General features: G+C 73.1%; 16 protein-coding genes. 10 read left to right on the plus strand and 6 right to left on the minus strand.

Annotated elements, in window-relative coordinates; genetic code table 11:
- The first annotated feature begins 36 nt into the window (after positions 1–36).
- Both F4562_RS33255 and F4562_RS33260 read left to right on the plus strand, forming a co-directional pair.
- The gene (locus F4562_RS33255; protein ID WP_311734224.1) at positions 37–663 is read left to right on the plus strand and encodes an isochorismatase family protein; all 627 of its coding nucleotides are present in this window, start codon (positions 37–39) and stop codon (positions 661–663) included.
- Positions 664–960: 297 nt separating this feature from the next.
- Positions 961–1866 (plus strand): alpha/beta hydrolase family protein, encoded by a 906-nt coding sequence (locus F4562_RS33260; RefSeq protein WP_184546517.1) that lies wholly within the window; start codon positions 961–963, stop codon positions 1864–1866.
- Here F4562_RS33260 and F4562_RS34370 read toward each other — a convergent pair.
- Together F4562_RS34370 and F4562_RS33270 are read right to left on the minus strand one after the other, a co-directional pair.
- On the minus strand, positions 1845–2477 hold the full coding sequence (locus F4562_RS34370; RefSeq protein WP_221207727.1) for a helix-turn-helix transcriptional regulator: 633 nt from the start codon (positions 2475–2477) through the stop codon (positions 1845–1847). The two genes, F4562_RS33260 and F4562_RS34370, sit on opposite strands and share 22 nt — an antisense overlap.
- 112 nt (positions 2478–2589) lie before the next feature.
- The gene (locus F4562_RS33270) at positions 2590–3276 is read right to left on the minus strand and encodes a TetR/AcrR family transcriptional regulator (RefSeq protein ID WP_184546515.1); all 687 of its coding nucleotides are present in this window, start codon (positions 3274–3276) and stop codon (positions 2590–2592) included.
- 143 nt (positions 3277–3419) lie between these two features.
- Here F4562_RS33270 and F4562_RS33275 point away from each other — a divergent pair, with 143 nt between their 5' ends.
- The 3 genes from F4562_RS33275 (at position 3420) to F4562_RS33285 (ending at position 5867) form a co-directional block, all read left to right on the plus strand.
- Positions 3420–4898: a flavin monoamine oxidase family protein gene (locus F4562_RS33275; protein ID WP_184546513.1), complete on the plus strand. Its 1479-nt coding sequence runs from the start codon at positions 3420–3422 to the stop codon at positions 4896–4898.
- Between the two features lie 84 nt (positions 4899–4982).
- A complete protein-coding gene (locus tag F4562_RS33280) occupies positions 4983–5615 on the plus strand; it encodes a hypothetical protein (protein WP_184546511.1) in 633 nt (210 codons plus the stop codon).
- 15 nt (positions 5616–5630) lie between these two features.
- Positions 5631–5867: a hypothetical protein gene (locus tag F4562_RS33285; RefSeq protein WP_184546509.1), complete on the plus strand. Its 237-nt coding sequence runs from the start codon at positions 5631–5633 to the stop codon at positions 5865–5867.
- Between the two features lie 42 nt (positions 5868–5909).
- Here the strand turns inward: F4562_RS33285 and F4562_RS33290 are convergent, their stop codons facing one another.
- Positions 5910–6572: a response regulator gene (locus tag F4562_RS33290; RefSeq protein WP_184546507.1), complete on the minus strand. Its 663-nt coding sequence runs from the start codon at positions 6570–6572 to the stop codon at positions 5910–5912.
- A complete protein-coding gene (locus tag F4562_RS33295) occupies positions 6569–7792 on the minus strand; it encodes a sensor histidine kinase (protein WP_184546505.1) in 1224 nt (407 codons plus the stop codon). The genes F4562_RS33290 and F4562_RS33295 overlap by 4 nt, the downstream gene beginning before the upstream one ends.
- Positions 7793–8264: 472 nt before the next feature.
- Between F4562_RS33295 and F4562_RS33300 the strand changes: the two genes are divergently transcribed.
- Both F4562_RS33300 and F4562_RS33305 read left to right on the plus strand, forming a co-directional pair.
- The gene (locus tag F4562_RS33300) at positions 8265–9848 is read left to right on the plus strand and encodes an alpha/beta hydrolase (protein ID WP_184546503.1); all 1584 of its coding nucleotides are present in this window, start codon (positions 8265–8267) and stop codon (positions 9846–9848) included.
- Between the two features lie 119 nt (positions 9849–9967).
- A complete protein-coding gene (locus F4562_RS33305) occupies positions 9968–10321 on the plus strand; it encodes a hypothetical protein (RefSeq protein ID WP_184546501.1) in 354 nt (117 codons plus the stop codon).
- Positions 10322–10395: 74 nt separating this feature from the next.
- Here F4562_RS33305 and F4562_RS33310 read toward each other — a convergent pair whose 3' ends face one another.
- Complete coding sequence (locus F4562_RS33310) at positions 10396–12621, minus strand: WD40 repeat domain-containing serine/threonine protein kinase (protein ID WP_184546499.1); 2226 nt, start codon at positions 12619–12621, stop codon at positions 10396–10398.
- 294 nt (positions 12622–12915) lie between these two features.
- Here F4562_RS33310 and F4562_RS33315 point away from each other — a divergent pair, with 294 nt between their 5' ends.
- Both F4562_RS33315 and F4562_RS33320 read left to right on the plus strand, forming a co-directional pair.
- Positions 12916–13182 carry a DUF1876 domain-containing protein gene (locus F4562_RS33315; protein ID WP_184546497.1) on the plus strand — a complete coding sequence of 89 codons (267 nt, stop codon included), beginning with the start codon at positions 12916–12918 and terminating at the stop codon, positions 13180–13182.
- Between the two features lie 274 nt (positions 13183–13456).
- Entirely contained in the window at positions 13457–13660 is a 204-nt protein-coding gene (locus F4562_RS33320) for a cold-shock protein (RefSeq protein ID WP_068904148.1), read from the plus strand.
- A gap of 194 nt (positions 13661–13854) precedes the next feature.
- Here F4562_RS33320 and F4562_RS33325 read toward each other — a convergent pair whose 3' ends face one another.
- The gene (locus tag F4562_RS33325; RefSeq protein WP_184546495.1) at positions 13855–14307 is read right to left on the minus strand and encodes an Lrp/AsnC family transcriptional regulator; all 453 of its coding nucleotides are present in this window, start codon (positions 14305–14307) and stop codon (positions 13855–13857) included.
- 62 nt (positions 14308–14369) lie between these two features.
- On the opposite strand from F4562_RS33325, the gene F4562_RS33330 reads away from it, so the two are divergent.
- Complete coding sequence (locus F4562_RS33330) at positions 14370–15155, plus strand: AzlC family ABC transporter permease (RefSeq protein WP_184546493.1); 786 nt, start codon at positions 14370–14372, stop codon at positions 15153–15155.
- Positions 15156–15159: the final 4 nt, after the last annotated feature.

A 15159-nucleotide genomic window follows, 5' to 3' on the forward strand; every position in this document is an offset into this window, starting at 1 on the left:
GTCCCCCGCCCACACATGATCATGGACCATGGCGAGGTGTTCGGGCGCTCCCTGCCGTTCGGGGAGCGTCCCGCGCTCATCCTCATCGACCTGATGCGCGCCTACTTCGAGCCCGGCGGCGAGCTGTTCCTGGGCTCCCGCGACTGCCTGGAGTCGGCCGCCCGGGTGCTGGCCGCCGCCCGCGCGGCGGGCGTCCCGGTGATCCACACGCGGGTCGCGTTCGGCCCGGGCGGCGTGGACGGCGGGCTGTTCTTCCGCAAGGTCACCCCGCTGCGTCACCTCGTCGGCGACGGACCGCTCGGCCGGCTGATGCCCGAGGTGGCCCCCGGGCCCGAGGAGGTGGTGATCGTCAAGCGGTACGCCAGCGCCTTCTTCGGCACCGCGCTCGCCTCGACGCTCACCACGCTGCGGGCCGACACCCTCGTCATCGCGGGCGTGTCCACCAGCGGCTGCGTGCGCGCCAGCGCCGTCGACGCGGTGCAGCACGGTTTCGTACCGATCGTGGTACGGCAGGCGGTCGGCGACCGCGACCCCCGGCCGCACGAGGCCGGCCTGTTCGACATCCAGGCCAAGTACGGCGAGGTGTGGGACGAGACGGCCGTGACGAAGCGGTTCGGCGCGGGCCGCCTCCCGCGGGCCGGGAACGGCCCCGCGGCCAGGTGAGGATCACCCGCGGCCCCCAGGCGGGACGCTCGGTGAGCTGACCGCCGCGACCGGAGCCGCCGAGGACGCGGGCGCCGCCCCGGACCGCCCCGGGCCGTTCCGCGGCGCGACGGTGAGCACCGCCGTGATCAGGGAAGGGAGTCCGCCGCGCGCTGCGGCACGGTGGAACCGGCCGGGCACGGCATCCCCGACGTTTTGGCATTTGCCTAGTCCGCGTCCTCCCGCTGTTGCCATAGGGGAACCATCGTTTCCAAAATCCGGGTAACAGTCTCCCCGCGTGAAAGCTGGTGAAGCATCATGCGCTCCTGGTCGATCAGGGTCCTCGCGGTCCTCCTGATCCCGTTCCTGTTCCTCACGGCCGCCCCCGCCGGCGCCTCCGCCGACCTGTCCGCGCCGGGCTCGTACGCCGTCGGCTACGCCGACGTCAACGTCTCCGCCTCCGGCCGCTCGTTCGGCGCCCGGGTCTACTACCCGGCGACCTCGGCCGGAAGCGGCACGGCCGTCGCCTCCGGGCAGTTCCCGGTGGTGGCCTTCGGCCACGGCTTCTTGCAAAGCGTCAACAAGTACGCCTCCCTGGGCGGCCACTGGGCCTCCTGGGGCACCATCACGATCATGCCGACCTCGCAGGGCAGCCTGTTCCCCAACCACGGCGCCTTCGCCGATGACCTGAACGCCGCGCTGACCTGGATGGTGGCGCAGAACACCACCGCCGGATCGCGGTTCAACGCCCGCGTGCGCACCAACCGGCTGGGGCTGTCGGGGCACTCGATGGGCGGCGGCGCCAGCGTGCTGGCCGCCGCGCGCAACGCGTCGGTGCGGACGGTGACGAACCTGGCCGCCGCCGAGACCAACCCCTCGGCCAAGGCCGCCGCGGCGACCACGGCCGTCCCCATGCAGCTGGTCGCCGGTGCGAACGACACCGTCGCGGGCCCGTCGGACCACCAGGTCCCCATCTACGACGCCAAGCGCGCTCCCAAGCAGTTGCGCACGATCGTCGGCGGCTTCCACTGCGGTTTCACCGACTCCGGCGGTATCGGCTGCGACAGCGGCTCGATCAGCCGGGCCGCCCAGCAGGCGACCACCCGCCGGGTGACCACCGCCTGGCTGCTGTACTACCTCCACGACGACACCGCCCAGCGCGACGCGGTCTGGGGCACCTCCGCCCAGACCGACCCGGCCGTTCAGTTCCTCGGCGTCCAGTAACCGCACTCCGGCGCACCCGCCCCGGCCGGGGGCGGGTGCAGGGCCGGCGGCCACACGCCGGGGACGAACAACCCCAGCACGAACGCCCGCCCGGCCAGCGCCGACCGGCTCTCGGCGTCGAGCTTGGCGCGCAGCCGTACCAGGTGGTAGTCCACCGCCTGACGGGTCAGGTACAGCCGCCGGGCGATCTGCGCGTTGGACGCGCCCGCGGCGACCAGCCGCAGCACTTCGCCCTGGAGCGGGCTCAGCGCCGGCGCGGCGGAGGAGATCTCGTCCAGCACGGCCACCGCCCGCCACGGCAGGCCGTCCGCGCGGTGTTCGACGGAGGCGCTGACCCGGGCGGAGATAACGGCGCCGTCCCCGCGGACGAGCCGCATCCGGGTCCGGTAGACGTCCAGCCGGCCGAAGGCCAGCAGCCGCCAGTAGGGCCGCTGCGCGTCGATCTCGCCGGGCGCGAGCAACTCCTCCGCCGCGATGCCGTCCAGTTCTTCGACCGTGCGGGCCACCGCGGAACGGAAGGCGGGGTTGCTCTCCCTGACCCGGCCGAGCCCGTCCACCGCCGCGATCGGGATCCGGGCACGTTCGAAGTACACCTGATACCGGCCCTTCATGACCGCACCATAGATGATCTCCCCCGGGCGGTCCATCCATGTCACGCGGGAGCGCGGGCCCACCGCCGCGGACTGGGCCGCGGACCGCCCGGGGTCTCGCCGGCAGGTCCCGTCAGCCGTCGGCGGGCGCCGCCGAGGGGGCGGTCAGGCCCGCGAGGATCGTCTCGATCCCGGTTTCGAAGGCCGCATCCAGGTCGAGGCCGCGGATCTCCCCGGCCAGCCGGCGGGTGGCGGGGAACTCGCCGGCGGGCAGGGCGGAGAGCCTGCCGGACTCCGCCGCGGTCGGGGCCCCGATGGTGCCGGTGACCTCTGCCAGGGTGAAACCGGCGGCGTAGGAGAAGAGCAGGGTGGCGGCGTGCACGATCCGCTCGGTGGAGAGGCCGGCCTCCTCCAGTGCGCGGTAGAGCCCCTCGTAGATCCGGTGCTCCTGCACGGTGACATCCGGATAGGAGATCAGGTAGGGGAAGAGCCGTGGGTGGGCGTGGGCGATGCGTCTCAGGGCCCGGCAGGTCGTCCGCACATGTTCCCGCCAGTCCGCCGCGCCCGTCCGGGAGAGGTCCATCTCCTCCAGGACCGTCTCCACGACCGCGCGCAGCACCGCGTCCTTGGTCGGCAGGTAGTAGTACAGAGCCGTCGGGAACACGCCGAGGTCGGCGGCCAGGCGGCGGATGCTCAGCGCCTCGACGCCGCTCTCGTCGATCGTCGCCAGCGCGCGCCGCAGGATGAGCTCCCGTGACAGGGGTGGCCGTTCCGGGCCGGCCGCTTGCCTTCCTGCCGGCCCTGATGCCTTCTTGACCATGTTGTCCACCGTACAATACATTTCCCGTTGTTCACCGTACAGCGCCTTTGAACGGCGGAAACGTGGTGCGGGAGCGTGCTCTTCCGCCGTCCCGGTACGGGCCCCGGCGGTGGGAGCCGAGGCGGGCACCGGTGAGGAGCGGCATGCGTACGACGATGAGAGGGATGGCCGCGGCGCTGTCGGCCGCGGTCGCCGGGGCCGTCCTCGGCCACCGGGCCGGATTCCAGGCCGCCGGGCGCCGCCCCGAGGGGAGGTGGACGGTGACCGACGGCGCCGGCGCCGTCCCGGGCGGCGTCGCGGGCGACGTCACCCGGGTCATCGTGGTCGGCGCCGGGCTCGCCGGTCTGACCGTGGCCAACGCCCTGGCGTGCGCCGGGGTGGAGGTTCTGGTCCTGGAGGCCGGGGACCGGGTGGGCGGCCGGATCCGCACGGCCGAGATCGCCGGGGCCGACGTCGATCTGGGGGCGGCCTGGATCCACTCCCCGGTGGGCAATCCGCTCTCGGAGCTGTGCGCGCGGGCGGGCGTGCGGCGCCGGCCGTACGACCTGGACGGCCTCGTCGCCGGGGCCGCGCTGGTGGGCGAGCACGGCGAGCGCGCCGGCGGGCGGTTCCGCCGGGGGCTGCTGCGGCGGGCGGCCGGATTCGAGGACGCCGTCGCGGATCTCGCCGCCCGCGCGGGGGACGGGGCGACCCTCGCCGACCTCGTCGAGGTCTACTGCGCGGCCGACACCGACGCCACGCGCCGTTCCTGGGTACGGTTCGTCCTGCGCACGGCCATCGAGACGGAACTGGCGGCCCCGCTCCAGGCTGTGCCGGCCACCGCCCTGCCGGGCCTGCCGGGTTTCCCGGAACCCTACTCCGGTGGTGACGACGTGCCCGTCGGCGGATACCGGGCCCTGCTGGCGGCGCTCACCCCCGAGGTGGCGATCCGCACCGGCGCGGTGGTCCGGTCGGTCCGCGCCGGAGACGACGGGGTCACCGTGGAGACGGCCGACGGCCACGGCGAGCGGGGGTCGCACGTGGTCGTCACCGTCCCACTGGGCGTGCTCAAGGCGGGCGTGATCGGGTTCGTCCCGGTCCTGCCGCCGGTCAAGGCGCGGGCCGTCGCGGCGCTCGGGTTCGGCGCGCTCGAAAAGGTGGTGTTGCGCTACGACGCCCGGCATTGGGACGACGTCACCGGGTTCCTGATCCGGCACCGGGACACCCCGCTGCGCGCCTGGGTGGACGCCACCGGGCCGGTCGGCGCCCCCACCCTGGTCGCACTGGCGGGTGGGCCGGCGGGAGCGGCGCTGGCCTCGTGGGAGGAGGAGAAGGTGCTGCGGCACGCCCGCGACCTGCTGCGTACCGCGGTGAGCCGGAGTCTGCCCCCGCCCCGGGAGGCCGTGGTCACCCGCTGGCACGAGGACCCGTTCGCCCGCGGCTCCTACACCCATCTGACGGCCGGCGGCGGGCGGGCCGAGATCGAGGCGCTGGCCACGCCGATCGCGGGCCGGGTGCTGTTCGCCGGCGAGGCGACCTCCGGTGACCGCTTCGGCCACGCCGACGGGGCTTTCACCTCCGGTGTGCGTGAGGCCGGGCGGCTGCTGGGAACCGGCTCGGTGGAGCTGCGGATCAGAGGGTGAGCCGGGCGGCGCGGACGACCACGGACGCGGGGCCGCCGGGGGCTCCCCCGTTCCGCCGCGCGGGCGGGCACAATGATCCTTGTCATGACGAACCATTCCCCCACCTGGTGCCTGCCCCGGGCGGCCAACACGCGTCCGATCCCCCGCGACGGGCGCCGTCACTGCGGTGTGCTCGAACGGGTGCTGCGGCGGCAGTGGGATCCGGCGGAGGGGCCGCCGCCCGCCGAGCTGGTCCACGCGGTGGACGAGCTGGCCGCGTTGCCGGTGCACATCGCGACGCGGCTGGCCGAGGGGCTGGACGCGATATGGCTGGGCCCGGGAACCGTTCCGGAACTGGACGGCCTGGGGCATCTGCGCGGGCGGACGACGCATCCGGGCGGTCCGGCCTGGGACGACATCCCCGGTGTCTGCACGGGGCGGATGATCGCCATCGGGACCGGAGCGCATGTCTCGGCGAGTCTCGTGCATCACGAGATCGGCCACGCGCTGGATTTCATGGACGGTGTGTCACACGGGGGCGAATGGCAGACGATCATGCATTTGTGCCGGTCGAAGGTGCAGCAGCCCCGATACCGGGACAGCGCGGTGGAGTGGTTCGCGGAGGCGTACGCGTTGTGCGCCTCACGGCAGGCCCGGCGGTTGCTGCGCATGCTGGACGGGGATGACAACCTGGCGGCTGTAGTGTGGAACTTCTATCGGCGGCACTACGGGGTCTGACGAGAGGTGATGGCGATGGCGACGGCCGTGCGTGACGGTGACGGCACCTTGCTCGTCCCGGTCCAGGTCGCCACGCCCGAGGGCTGGTACGCCGACGGGGCGGTCCGGGTGCGGCCCGGTGATCCCGGCTACGACGAGCTCGCCGCGACCGCGGTGGCCCTGGCCGATCCGGCGGCGGACCCGGTGGAGGACGAGCGTCTGATCGCGGGCTGGGAGGCGAGGCGGGCGGCTGCCGGGCGGCGCAGCGCCTGACGGCCGGCCCGGGGCCCGGCCGTCCCCGTGCCGGGCGGGTTCTCACGCCGGGTGGATGAGCCGGTTCTCGTAGGCGAAGACCACGGCCTGTACGCGGTCGCGTAGTTCGAGTTTCAGCAGGATCCGGCTGAGATGCGTCTTCACGGTGGCTTCGGCGAGGTGGAGTTCGGCGGCGATCTCGGTGTTGGACCGGCCGCGAGCCACCTCGACGAGCACCTCCCGTTCGCGGGGGGTGAGCCGTTGCAGGCGCTCGTCGCGGGCCGGGGCGGGGCCGGTGGGGAGCCGGGAGGCGAAGTTCTCCAGCAGGCGGCGGGTGACGCGCGGGGAGACGACGGCGTCGCCGGCGGCGACGTTCCGGATGGCCGCGAGGAGTTCCTCGGGCACGACGTTCTTGAGCAGGAACCCGGAGGCGCCGGCCTTCAGCCCGGCGAAGGCGTACTCGTCGAGGTCGAACGTGGTGAGGATGAGGACCCGGGTCTGCCGGCGGTCGCGGACGATCCGGTGGGTCGCCTCGATGCCGTCGGTGCCGGGCATGCGCACGTCCATCAGGACGACGTCGGGACGCAGCCGGCGGGCCAGGCGGACGGCCTCGGCGCCGTCTGCGGCCTCGCCGACCGCCTCCATGTCGGGCTGGGCCTCGATGACCATGGTGAACGCCATGCGCAGCAGGGGTTCGTCGTCGGCGAGCAGGATGCGGATGGTCATGGGGTGTCTTCCGCGACGGGGTCGGTGTGGAGGGTGGCGCGGACCCGCCAGCCGCGGCCCGGGAGGGGCCCGGCGTGGAGGGTTCCGCCGTACGCGGCGGCGCGTTCGCGCATGCCGGGGATGCCGTGTCCCGGAGGGCCGGGGGTCCGGCCGACCGGGGCGGGGGTCCGGGCGGCGGGGCCGTCGTCGGTCACCTCGAGGGTGAGGGTGTCGGGTGAGCAGTGGATCCGGACCTCGGCCCGGGTGCCGGGCGGGGCGTGTTTGAGGGTGTTGGTCAGGGCTTCCTGCGTGAGGCGGTAGAGGGTGAGTTGCGCGGCGGCGGAGACGCAGGTGGGGTCGCCTCGCAGGTCGAGGCGGGTCGGCAGGCCGGCCGCGCGCATCTGGTCGGTGAGGGCTGCCAGCTGGGCGATGCCCGGCATGGGGTGGCGCAGCGCGTCGGGTTCGCCGGCCCTCAGCACTCCGAGGGAGCGTCGCATGTCGGTGAGGGCCTGCCGCCCGGTGCCGGAGATCTGATGCAGGGCGGCGGTCGTCTTGTCGGGTGAGCGGTGCTGGGCGAAGACCGCGCCGTCGGCGAGGGCGACCATGACGGAGAGGTTGTGGGTGACGATGTCGTGCATCTCGCGGGCGATGCGGGCTCGTTCGTTCGCCGCCGCGAGCCGGGCCCGCTGGTCGCGTTCGCGTTCCAGGCGGGCGGCGCGGTCGTGCAGGGCGGCGAGGTGCGCGCGTCTGATGCGGGTGTTGACGCCGGTGACGGCGACGGCGACGGCCACGGCGGTGAGGAAGACGAGGGAGTTGAGGAAGCTGCCGTGCGGTGCGGCCCAGCGGACGGAGGCCAGCAGGATGCCGGTTTCGAGGACGGCGGCGGCCATGAGGGTGTGACGCCAGGTGGAGTGGGCGGCCACGGTGTACAGGGCGATCAGGAGCGCGACGTCGGTGAGGAGCTGGATGTCGGCGAGCCATTGGACGAGGGCCACGGCGGCGATCGCGTAGAAGACGGTCAGGGGTGCGCGGCGGCGCCATGCCAGCGGCAGCGCGAGGGCGACCTGGAGGATCAGCGGCGCGGGTGGGCCCTGGTAGGCCTGGCTGTTGAGCCCGGCGCAGCCGAAGAAGACCACGGCGGCGAGGAAGGCGTCGAACGCCGTCGGTGACAGCCGGGTCGCGGCGTGCGGCGGGGTCTGGCGCGGGCCCGCGGCCGGTGCGGTGGTCGTGGCGCCGGTCATCGGTGTCGTCCTGTCGTCTCGGGGGTGTCGTGGTCGGGGCCGGGTTCTGCGGCGGATGCCGGGGGCGGCGGTCCGGGCTGCGTCGGCCCGGCCGGCGGTCGTCCGGCCTGGTGCTGCCCGTAGGGCAGGGTACGGGTGCCCGGTCGTGACCGGTGACCGGCGGGCGGCCGGACCCGACCGCGTCGAGTACATCTGAAGTCGTACACCGGCTCGTTCGGACGGGACCCGCGGAAGGCGGTTCACGGAGAAAAACGCCGGTCATCGGCCTGCCGGTGGACGTGGGCCGGGCCGGGCCGGACGGCCCGCGCAGGGCGGGGAAACCCGACCGAGGGCTGACGCGGCCGGCCGGTCGCGCGATCTAGCGTCTTGCCCACCAGAGGCGGCCCGTGCTTGACCCGGGTCGCGCCGGCCGTGGGAAGTGGCCCGCGTGCCGTGACCGGTGGTGCCCGGGAAGGCACTTGAGGAGGGTTCGATGCGTGGACGAAGGATGGCCGTGGCCGGTGTCGCGGCGGTTGTGGCGAGTGCGACAGGGGTGGCCGCGGCAGGGGTGCACCCGGCCGCCGGGGCGGTACGGACGCAGACCGGGGCCGGTGCCGCGAGTGACGGGCTGGACCGGTTCCAGCGGCAGAAGATCACCTGGGGTCGCTGCCAGAGCGGGCCGGATGACGCGGCCGGCCGCGAGCTCGACGAGGCGAAGGCCCAGTGCGCCGAGGTCCTCGTGCCGCTGGACTACAGCCGCCCGGGCGGGCGGACGGTCAAGGTCGCGATGTCCCGGCTGAGGGCGACCGATCCGGGACGCCGCAGGGGGGTGCTGCTGTACAACCCGGGTGGTCCGGGCGTTCCCGCGCTGCATCTGGTGCTCCAGGTGAAGCGGGCCGCACCCCAGGTCGCGGCCCGCTATGACCTGGTCGGGATGGATCCCCGGTTCGTCGGTCGGAGCACGGGGCTGAACTGCGGCTGGCCGGAGGCGGTGATCGGCTCCGCCGGGCCGGACCGGCGCACGTTCGACCGGGGGGTGGCGCTGGCGAAGGACATGGCGTCCCGGTGCGCAGGCCACCGGGAGGTGCTGCCGCACGTCTCGACACGCAACACCGCCCGCGACATGGACGTGATCCGGGCGGCGCTGGGCGAGCCGAGGCTGTCGTATCTGGGGTCGTCGTACGGGACCTATCTGGGTGCGGTCTACCTGCAGTTGTTCCCCCGCCGTGCCGACCGGGTGGTTCTCGACAGCGCGGTGGACGTCGACCGGTTCGGCCCCGATCTGACGGGCACGCAGGGGCCGGCCCTGCGCGCGGCCCTTCGGCACTGGGCGGCGTGGGCGGCGCGTCGTCACGGCCGGTACGGCCTGGGCGCCACGACCGGCGCGGTCATGGCGACGGTGGAGCGGATCAGCCGGGCCGCCGACCGTGAGCCGTTGCGGGTCGGCGGCCACCGGGTCGGCGCGCGGCTGCTGCCGCTGGTGCTGTTCGGGGTGACCGCCGGGGACAGCGAGGAGACCTACGCCGGGTTCGCCGCCGATGTGCGGGTGCTCGACAAGGCCGCCCGGGGGATCGAGGTCTCCCCCACCCCGATGCTGCAGGCGGTTCTGACCGGCCTGTCGTCTCCCGACGCGGACGGGGCCGCCAGTGCCCAGACCGCGATCATGTGCGGTGATCGGGCGGTGCCGCGTGATCCCGAGACCTACTACCGTGACATCCGCGCGCACCGCGACGACGAACCGGTGTTCGGCGCGCTGATCCGCAACCTCACTCCCTGCTCGTTCTGGCCGGTCCCACCGGCCGAGCCTCCCACCCGGGTGCGCAACGACGTCCCGGTGCTGATGGTGGGGGCCACCGGTGACCCGGGCACCCCGTACGCGGGCCAACTGGTGACGCACCGGGCACTGACCGGTTCGCGGCTGGTCACCCTGCGGGGCGCCTTCCGTCACACGGTCTACGGGGGGTTGTTCGCTCCCCGGGACGCGTGCGTCGACGGCGCGGTCGACCGTTATCTCCTCGACGGTGTCCTTCCGGCGCGCGACACCGTGTGCCGTGCCGTCTCCCCCGTCGGCGGCTGAGGGCGGCTCTCCAGCGCGATCATTTCGCTGTTTCATACGGAGAGTAGTGGAAACATAACTCTCTGTGATCACGGGATGGCGCTGTGCGACCGTCCCGCTGAGTGAGAGGGAGTAGCGGCATGACCCAGCAACTGACAGAGATCACCATCTCCGCCGCCGACGCCGGGACGGAGTACGAGACGGAGGCCGAGCCCGGTTACCGCCTGTACTGGTTCGGAAAGGACGTGAAGAAGACCAGGGAGGAGGCGCGCGCGTTCGCCGCCGCCCAGGGACAGGGACACCGGCTCGCGGACATCCCCTCCGAGATCTGGCGCGACAGCGCCGCGACCTACCTCGACGGGCCGACCTGGATCGCCTCCTGGCGGGGTGACGACTACGACGACGCCAACGTCGTGCTCCACCCCAACGGTGCGATCACCACGGTGGAGGACGGAAACCAGCAACTGCCCTTCCTGATCAGCTACATCGGCTGACGCCGCCGCTCCCTCCTCGGCCGGCCGGCCAGATCCCGGCCGGCCCGGGAGGGGCGGGCCGGTGGCGACGCCCGTCAGGTGGCGCGCAGGCCGGTGGCGTCGTACAGGTGCACGTCGTCGCCGGCGACCGCCGCGAGGACGAGCCCGTTGCCGCTGAAGGCCACGGCCTGGATCTGGCCGGCGTCCAGGGGGCTGCGGAGCGCCTTCCGGGAGGCGACCTCCCACAGCCGGACACCGTCCTTGTCCGTCGCGGCGGCGAGGACGGTCCCGTCGGGGCTGAGCGCGAGGCCGGTGACCGTGGAGCCGGAGCCTCTGAACGGCGTTCCCTTCGGTTCGCCGGACGTCACGTCCCAGACCCGCACCACCTTGTCGTATCCGGCGCTCGCCAGGGTCTCGCCGTCGAGGAACACCACGGCGTTGACCTCCTCCTTGTGGCCGGTCAGTGGTTTTCCGGCCGGGCGGTGGCCGGAGGTGCGCCACAGCCGGACCGTGCGATCCCACCCGGCGGTGGCCAGCAGGCTTCCGTCGGGGCTGAAGGCCCCTCCGGCGACCAGGCCGTCGTGGCGCATGGCGGCACCCGTCTGTTCGCGGTCGGAGGTGCGCCACAACCGGACCCATTCGTACCCGCTGCCGGTGACGAACCGTTTGCCGTCGGGGCTGAACTCCACGAAGAACGAGCCGATCACGGACTTCGGCACCCGGCGCCTGGACGCGACGTCCCAGACGTGCGCCTCGGCGTCGCCGACCCCGCCGAGGCTGATCAGGGTCCGGCCGTCCGGGCTCAGCGCGAGACCCTGGACGTAGAGTTCGCGGTCGTCGAGCTCAGCGATCATCTCCCCGCCGGGAACCTCCCACAGGCGGACCTTGCCGTCCCAGCATCCGGCGGCCACCAGCCGGCCGTCGGCGGAGACCGCCAGGCCCTGCACCAGGTTGCCGTTCCCGAGCACCAGCGGCCCGTCCGGGATGAGCGCGGACGGGGGCGGGGTGGCGGCCGGGGGCGAAGCGGAGGAGGGGGTGGCGGACCCCGGCGCTGAGGAGGGCGGGGTGCCCGTAGGGCCCGGGGTCGGGCGGGACGCGGGTCTGGAGGAGGCGGTCTTCTCCCCCAGGTAACGGGGGACCAGCACCGCGGCCCCCGCCACCGCGCCGGTGGCCAGCGCGGCTCCCCCGCCGATCAGGAAGCCGCGGCGGGAGAGGCCGCGGCCGGGGGGAGGCGCCGGCCGGGTGGGCTGGTGCGCCGGAGGCGGCGTCCAGGATGGGGGGCCGACGGGTGCCGCGGAGTGACCGCCGACGGGTGCCGCGAAGTGGTCGCCCACGGGTGCCGCGGCGGCGGGTCGTTCCCAGCCGGGCGAGACGGGGGGCGGCGGGGTCGGCGGGTGCGCGAAGGATGGGTTCGCGAGGGGCGGGTTCGCCGGGAGCCGCTGTCCGATCCGGTTCATGGCCGTGGCCAGCAGGTCGCCGCCGGTGGGGGCCGGTGTGCCGACAGGCGCCGTCCCGCCGCCGGTGATGAGGCGCAGCAGGACCTCCTCGGCCGTCGGCCGGTGCCCGGGTTCCTTGGCCAGGCATCGGCCGGCGAGGGCCCGAAGGTCGTCGGGGAGGCCGGTGAGGTCGCACTCCTGGTTGAGGATCCGGTACATCAGGGCGGCGAGGGCGACGTCGCTGCCGAACGGGGACCGGCCCGTCCCGGCGAACAGGATGGTGCCGGCCCAGCTGAACATGTCGGAGGGCGGGCCCACCCGTTCCCCGGAGAACTGCTCGGGCGACATGTAGGGCGGGGTGCCGACCATGCCGGTGGCGGCGGTGGCCATGTCGGTGCCGTGCGCGATGCCGAAGTCGACCACCCGCGGCCCGTCCGGGCCGAGCAGCACGTTGGCGGGTTTGAAATCGCGGTGGACGATCCCGGCACGGTGGATCGCGGCCAGGGCGGTGGCCGTGCCGACCGCGAGCCGCCGCAGGTCACCCGGGGAGAGCGGGCCGTGCGAGCCGACCCGCTGTTCCAGTGACTCCCCCGCGATGAACTCGCTCACCACGTACGGCCGTTCGCCGGCCGTGCCGACGTCCAGGACGCGGGCGGTGCAGAAGGGCGGCACCTGGCGGGCCGCCTCCACTTCGCGCAGGAAACGCCTGCGGGTCGTGGGATCGCCGGCGACGCGGGCGTGCAGAACCTTGACGGCGACCCGGGCTCCCGACGGGGACTCTCCGAGGTACACGACACCCTGGCCGCCCTCTCCCAGGGATCCGAGCAGCCGGTACTCCCCCAGCCGGGCTGGTTCGTCCGCTCGGAGCGGGCGCGGTCGCGGCACGTGCGCCTCCCGGTGTCACGGGGTCTGGGATCGGTACGACAGGGCGGGGACGGCCGGGTCGCCCGGCTCGATTCCGTCCAAGGATAAGTGGACCCGGCGGGCGGCCCTCGCGTCATGGAGAGGACACGGAGAGGACACGGGGAGGACATGGAGAGGACGCTGTGGCGGGTGGCCGGCCGCGCGGAGGAGCCGAGCGGCGGGCGGGACGGAGCGCGGCCGGTCGACAGGTCCGTCCGATGGGCCTTTCCTCCGGCTCCGGAGAGAGGGACGCTGGGATGGGGGGAGGTGTTGGAGATGGAGACCAAGCAGTGGAACGTACAGATCGTCATCAGCGAGGACGACGAGGACGCCCTCACGGTCGCGACGGCCACGTTGTCGGCGCGGGACGGCAAGAAGTACGAGAGCGTCGGGCACGCCCGGCGTAACCCGGGTGATCGGCCGGTGCCGGCGATCGGCGACGAGCTGGCGGTGGGACGCGCGCTGTCAGGGCTGGCCGCCCAGTTGATCGAGGACGCGGCGGTGGACGTCGCGCAGATGGCGGGGGCGGCGCGGGGCCGCTGACGCCGTGTGAGCCGGGTGTCCCGTGAAGGTGCGGGGCACCCGGTGGCCCGGCGATCCAGGTGGCGGGCGGTCGGGTGGTTCGCGTTACGGCCGTGCAGGTGCTACCGTTGGGGCAGTTGCAGTTGTGGTACCCATGAAACTCTGTGTGCGCCTGACGGTATGTAACCATCAGGCGCATTTTTGTTTTGCCGGTCATCTCCGGGTGGGCTCATCTCGGCGACGCGGAATCCGTGCAGTGCGGGTTCCGGCTCTGCCCCTATCAAAGGAGATCGACATGGCTACTGGCACCGTGAAGTGGTTCAACTCGGAAAAGGGCTTCGGCTTCATCGAGCAGGACGGCGGCGGCGCCGACGTCTTCGCCCACTACTCGAACATCGCCGCCCAGGGCTACCGTGAGCTGCAGGAGGGCCAGAAGGTCTCCTTCGACGTCACGCAGGGCCAGAAGGGCCCGCAGGCCGAGAACATCGTTCCCGCCTGACGCGCAGCGCACATCACATCACGGGCCGGGGCCCGCGTCCAACAGGACGCGGGCCCCGGCCTGTTTCATGGCGGGCCCGCACCGTCGCGGCCGCCTCACTTTCGGCCGCCCCGCTTCAGCCACCCGCCTCGGCCGCGTCCTCCGTCGCGGCGGGAAGGACAGCGGTCCCCGGATGCTCGGGGTGCGCGGGCCGGTCAGTCCTTGATGCGCTTCATGGTCAGGTGGGAGTCGACGCGGGAGACCGCGGGCAACGGCAGGATCTGCTTGCTGAGGAACGTCTCGTAGGCGACCGGGTCGGTCACCGCCACCCGGATGTAGTAGTCGGGGCGCCCGAACATGCGCCGGAACTCCACGACCTCCTCCAGCGCCGCGACCCGGGATTCGAACTCCTCCACGGTCTGCAGGTCGTTGACCGCGATGTCCACCGACAGGACCACCTCCAGGGAGCGACCCAGGGCCGCCGGTGAGATCTGCGCACGGTATCCGGCGATCACACCGGCGTCCTCCAGACGCTTGACCCGGCGCAGGCATGGCGGCGGCGTCAAACCCACCCGGCGGGCCAGCTCCACGTTCGACAACCGCCCGTCCTGGGCCAGATGAAACAATATTTCATGATCAATGCGATCAAGGCTAATGGAATTACTCATGGCCTTTTCTCTCTGCAATATTTGAAACCATATTATGTGACATGCATACTAAAATTGCTTCCATGATTGGAAAGCAAGCCGAAGGTGCGTCGCGGGACTTCGCGGCGGCGGCGGCCGACACCGCCTCGGTGGGGCTGAGCCTGTTCCCCCTGGGGATCAGCTTCGGCATCCTGGTCGTGCACACCGGCCTGGACTGGTGGTGGGCACCGGTGTTCACCGCCGTGGTCTACGCCGGGTCGCTGGAGTTCCTGCTGCTGGGCCTGGTCGCCACGGTGACACCGCTGGGGCAGATCGCGGTGACGGCGCTGCTGGTCAACCTCAGGCACGTCTTCTACGCCCTCTCCTTCCCGCTGTCGCGGGTACGACCGCCGGGCCGCGTCTACGCCACCTTCGCCCTCACCGACGAGGCCTACGCCCTGACCGCCGGTGGGCGTGCCCGCTCCTGGAGCGGCGCCCGCATCCTGTGGATGCAGCTTTTCTGCCAGGGCTACTGGGTCGGCGGGGCGACCGTCGGCGCGCTCGCCGGCTCCCTCATCCCGTTCACCCTGCACGGCCTGGACTTCGCGCTGACCGCCCTGTTCGTGGTCCTGACGATCGACGCCTGGCGTGCCCAGCGGGACCTGCCCGCTCCCCTGCTGGCCGCGGCCGGCTTCGCCGTCGCCGCGCTCCTGGTTCCCGGGCAGGTGCTGCCGGCCGCGATGGCCCTGTTCACCGTGGGTGTGCTGGCCCGCTACGCCCTGCGCCGCCGTGCCCTCGCACCCGCTTTCGGCGACCGTGACGGCCATGACCACCCCGTGCCCACCCCGGCCGCGTCGGCCGCACCGGCCTTGTCGGCCCGGGAAAGGTAGAACC

Source organism: Streptosporangium becharense (assembly GCF_014204985.1).
In the GTDB taxonomy this organism is placed as follows: domain Bacteria; phylum Actinomycetota; class Actinomycetes; order Streptosporangiales; family Streptosporangiaceae; genus Streptosporangium; species Streptosporangium becharense.

What these genes read in the sequence shown, in the direction of transcription:
- F4562_RS33260 (WP_184546517.1), top strand. Translation starts at nt 961, where the DNA reads ATGCGCTCCTGGTCGATCAGGGTCCTCGCGGTCCTCCTGATCCCGTTC.
- F4562_RS34370 (WP_221207727.1), bottom strand. Translation starts at nt 2,477, where the DNA reads ATGAAGGGCCGGTATCAGGTGTACTTCGAACGTGCCCGGATCCCGATC.
- F4562_RS33270 (WP_184546515.1), bottom strand. Translation starts at nt 3,276, where the DNA reads ATGGTCAAGAAGGCATCAGGGCCGGCAGGAAGGCAAGCGGCCGGCCCG.
- F4562_RS33275 (WP_184546513.1), top strand. Translation starts at nt 3,420, where the DNA reads ATGCGTACGACGATGAGAGGGATGGCCGCGGCGCTGTCGGCCGCGGTC.
- F4562_RS33280 (WP_184546511.1), top strand. Translation starts at nt 4,983, where the DNA reads ATGACGAACCATTCCCCCACCTGGTGCCTGCCCCGGGCGGCCAACACG.
- F4562_RS33285 (WP_184546509.1), top strand. Translation starts at nt 5,631, where the DNA reads ATGGCGACGGCCGTGCGTGACGGTGACGGCACCTTGCTCGTCCCGGTC.
- F4562_RS33290 (WP_184546507.1), bottom strand. Translation starts at nt 6,572, where the DNA reads ATGACCATCCGCATCCTGCTCGCCGACGACGAACCCCTGCTGCGCATG.
- F4562_RS33295 (WP_184546505.1), bottom strand. Translation starts at nt 7,792, where the DNA reads ATGACCGGCGCCACGACCACCGCACCGGCCGCGGGCCCGCGCCAGACC.
- F4562_RS33300 (WP_184546503.1), top strand. Translation starts at nt 8,265, where the DNA reads ATGCGTGGACGAAGGATGGCCGTGGCCGGTGTCGCGGCGGTTGTGGCG.
- F4562_RS33305 (WP_184546501.1), top strand. Translation starts at nt 9,968, where the DNA reads ATGACCCAGCAACTGACAGAGATCACCATCTCCGCCGCCGACGCCGGG.
- F4562_RS33315 (WP_184546497.1), top strand. Translation starts at nt 12,916, where the DNA reads ATGGAGACCAAGCAGTGGAACGTACAGATCGTCATCAGCGAGGACGAC.
- F4562_RS33320 (WP_068904148.1), top strand. Translation starts at nt 13,457, where the DNA reads ATGGCTACTGGCACCGTGAAGTGGTTCAACTCGGAAAAGGGCTTCGGC.
- F4562_RS33325 (WP_184546495.1), bottom strand. Translation starts at nt 14,307, where the DNA reads ATGAGTAATTCCATTAGCCTTGATCGCATTGATCATGAAATATTGTTT.
- F4562_RS33330 (WP_184546493.1), top strand. Translation starts at nt 14,370, where the DNA reads ATGATTGGAAAGCAAGCCGAAGGTGCGTCGCGGGACTTCGCGGCGGCG.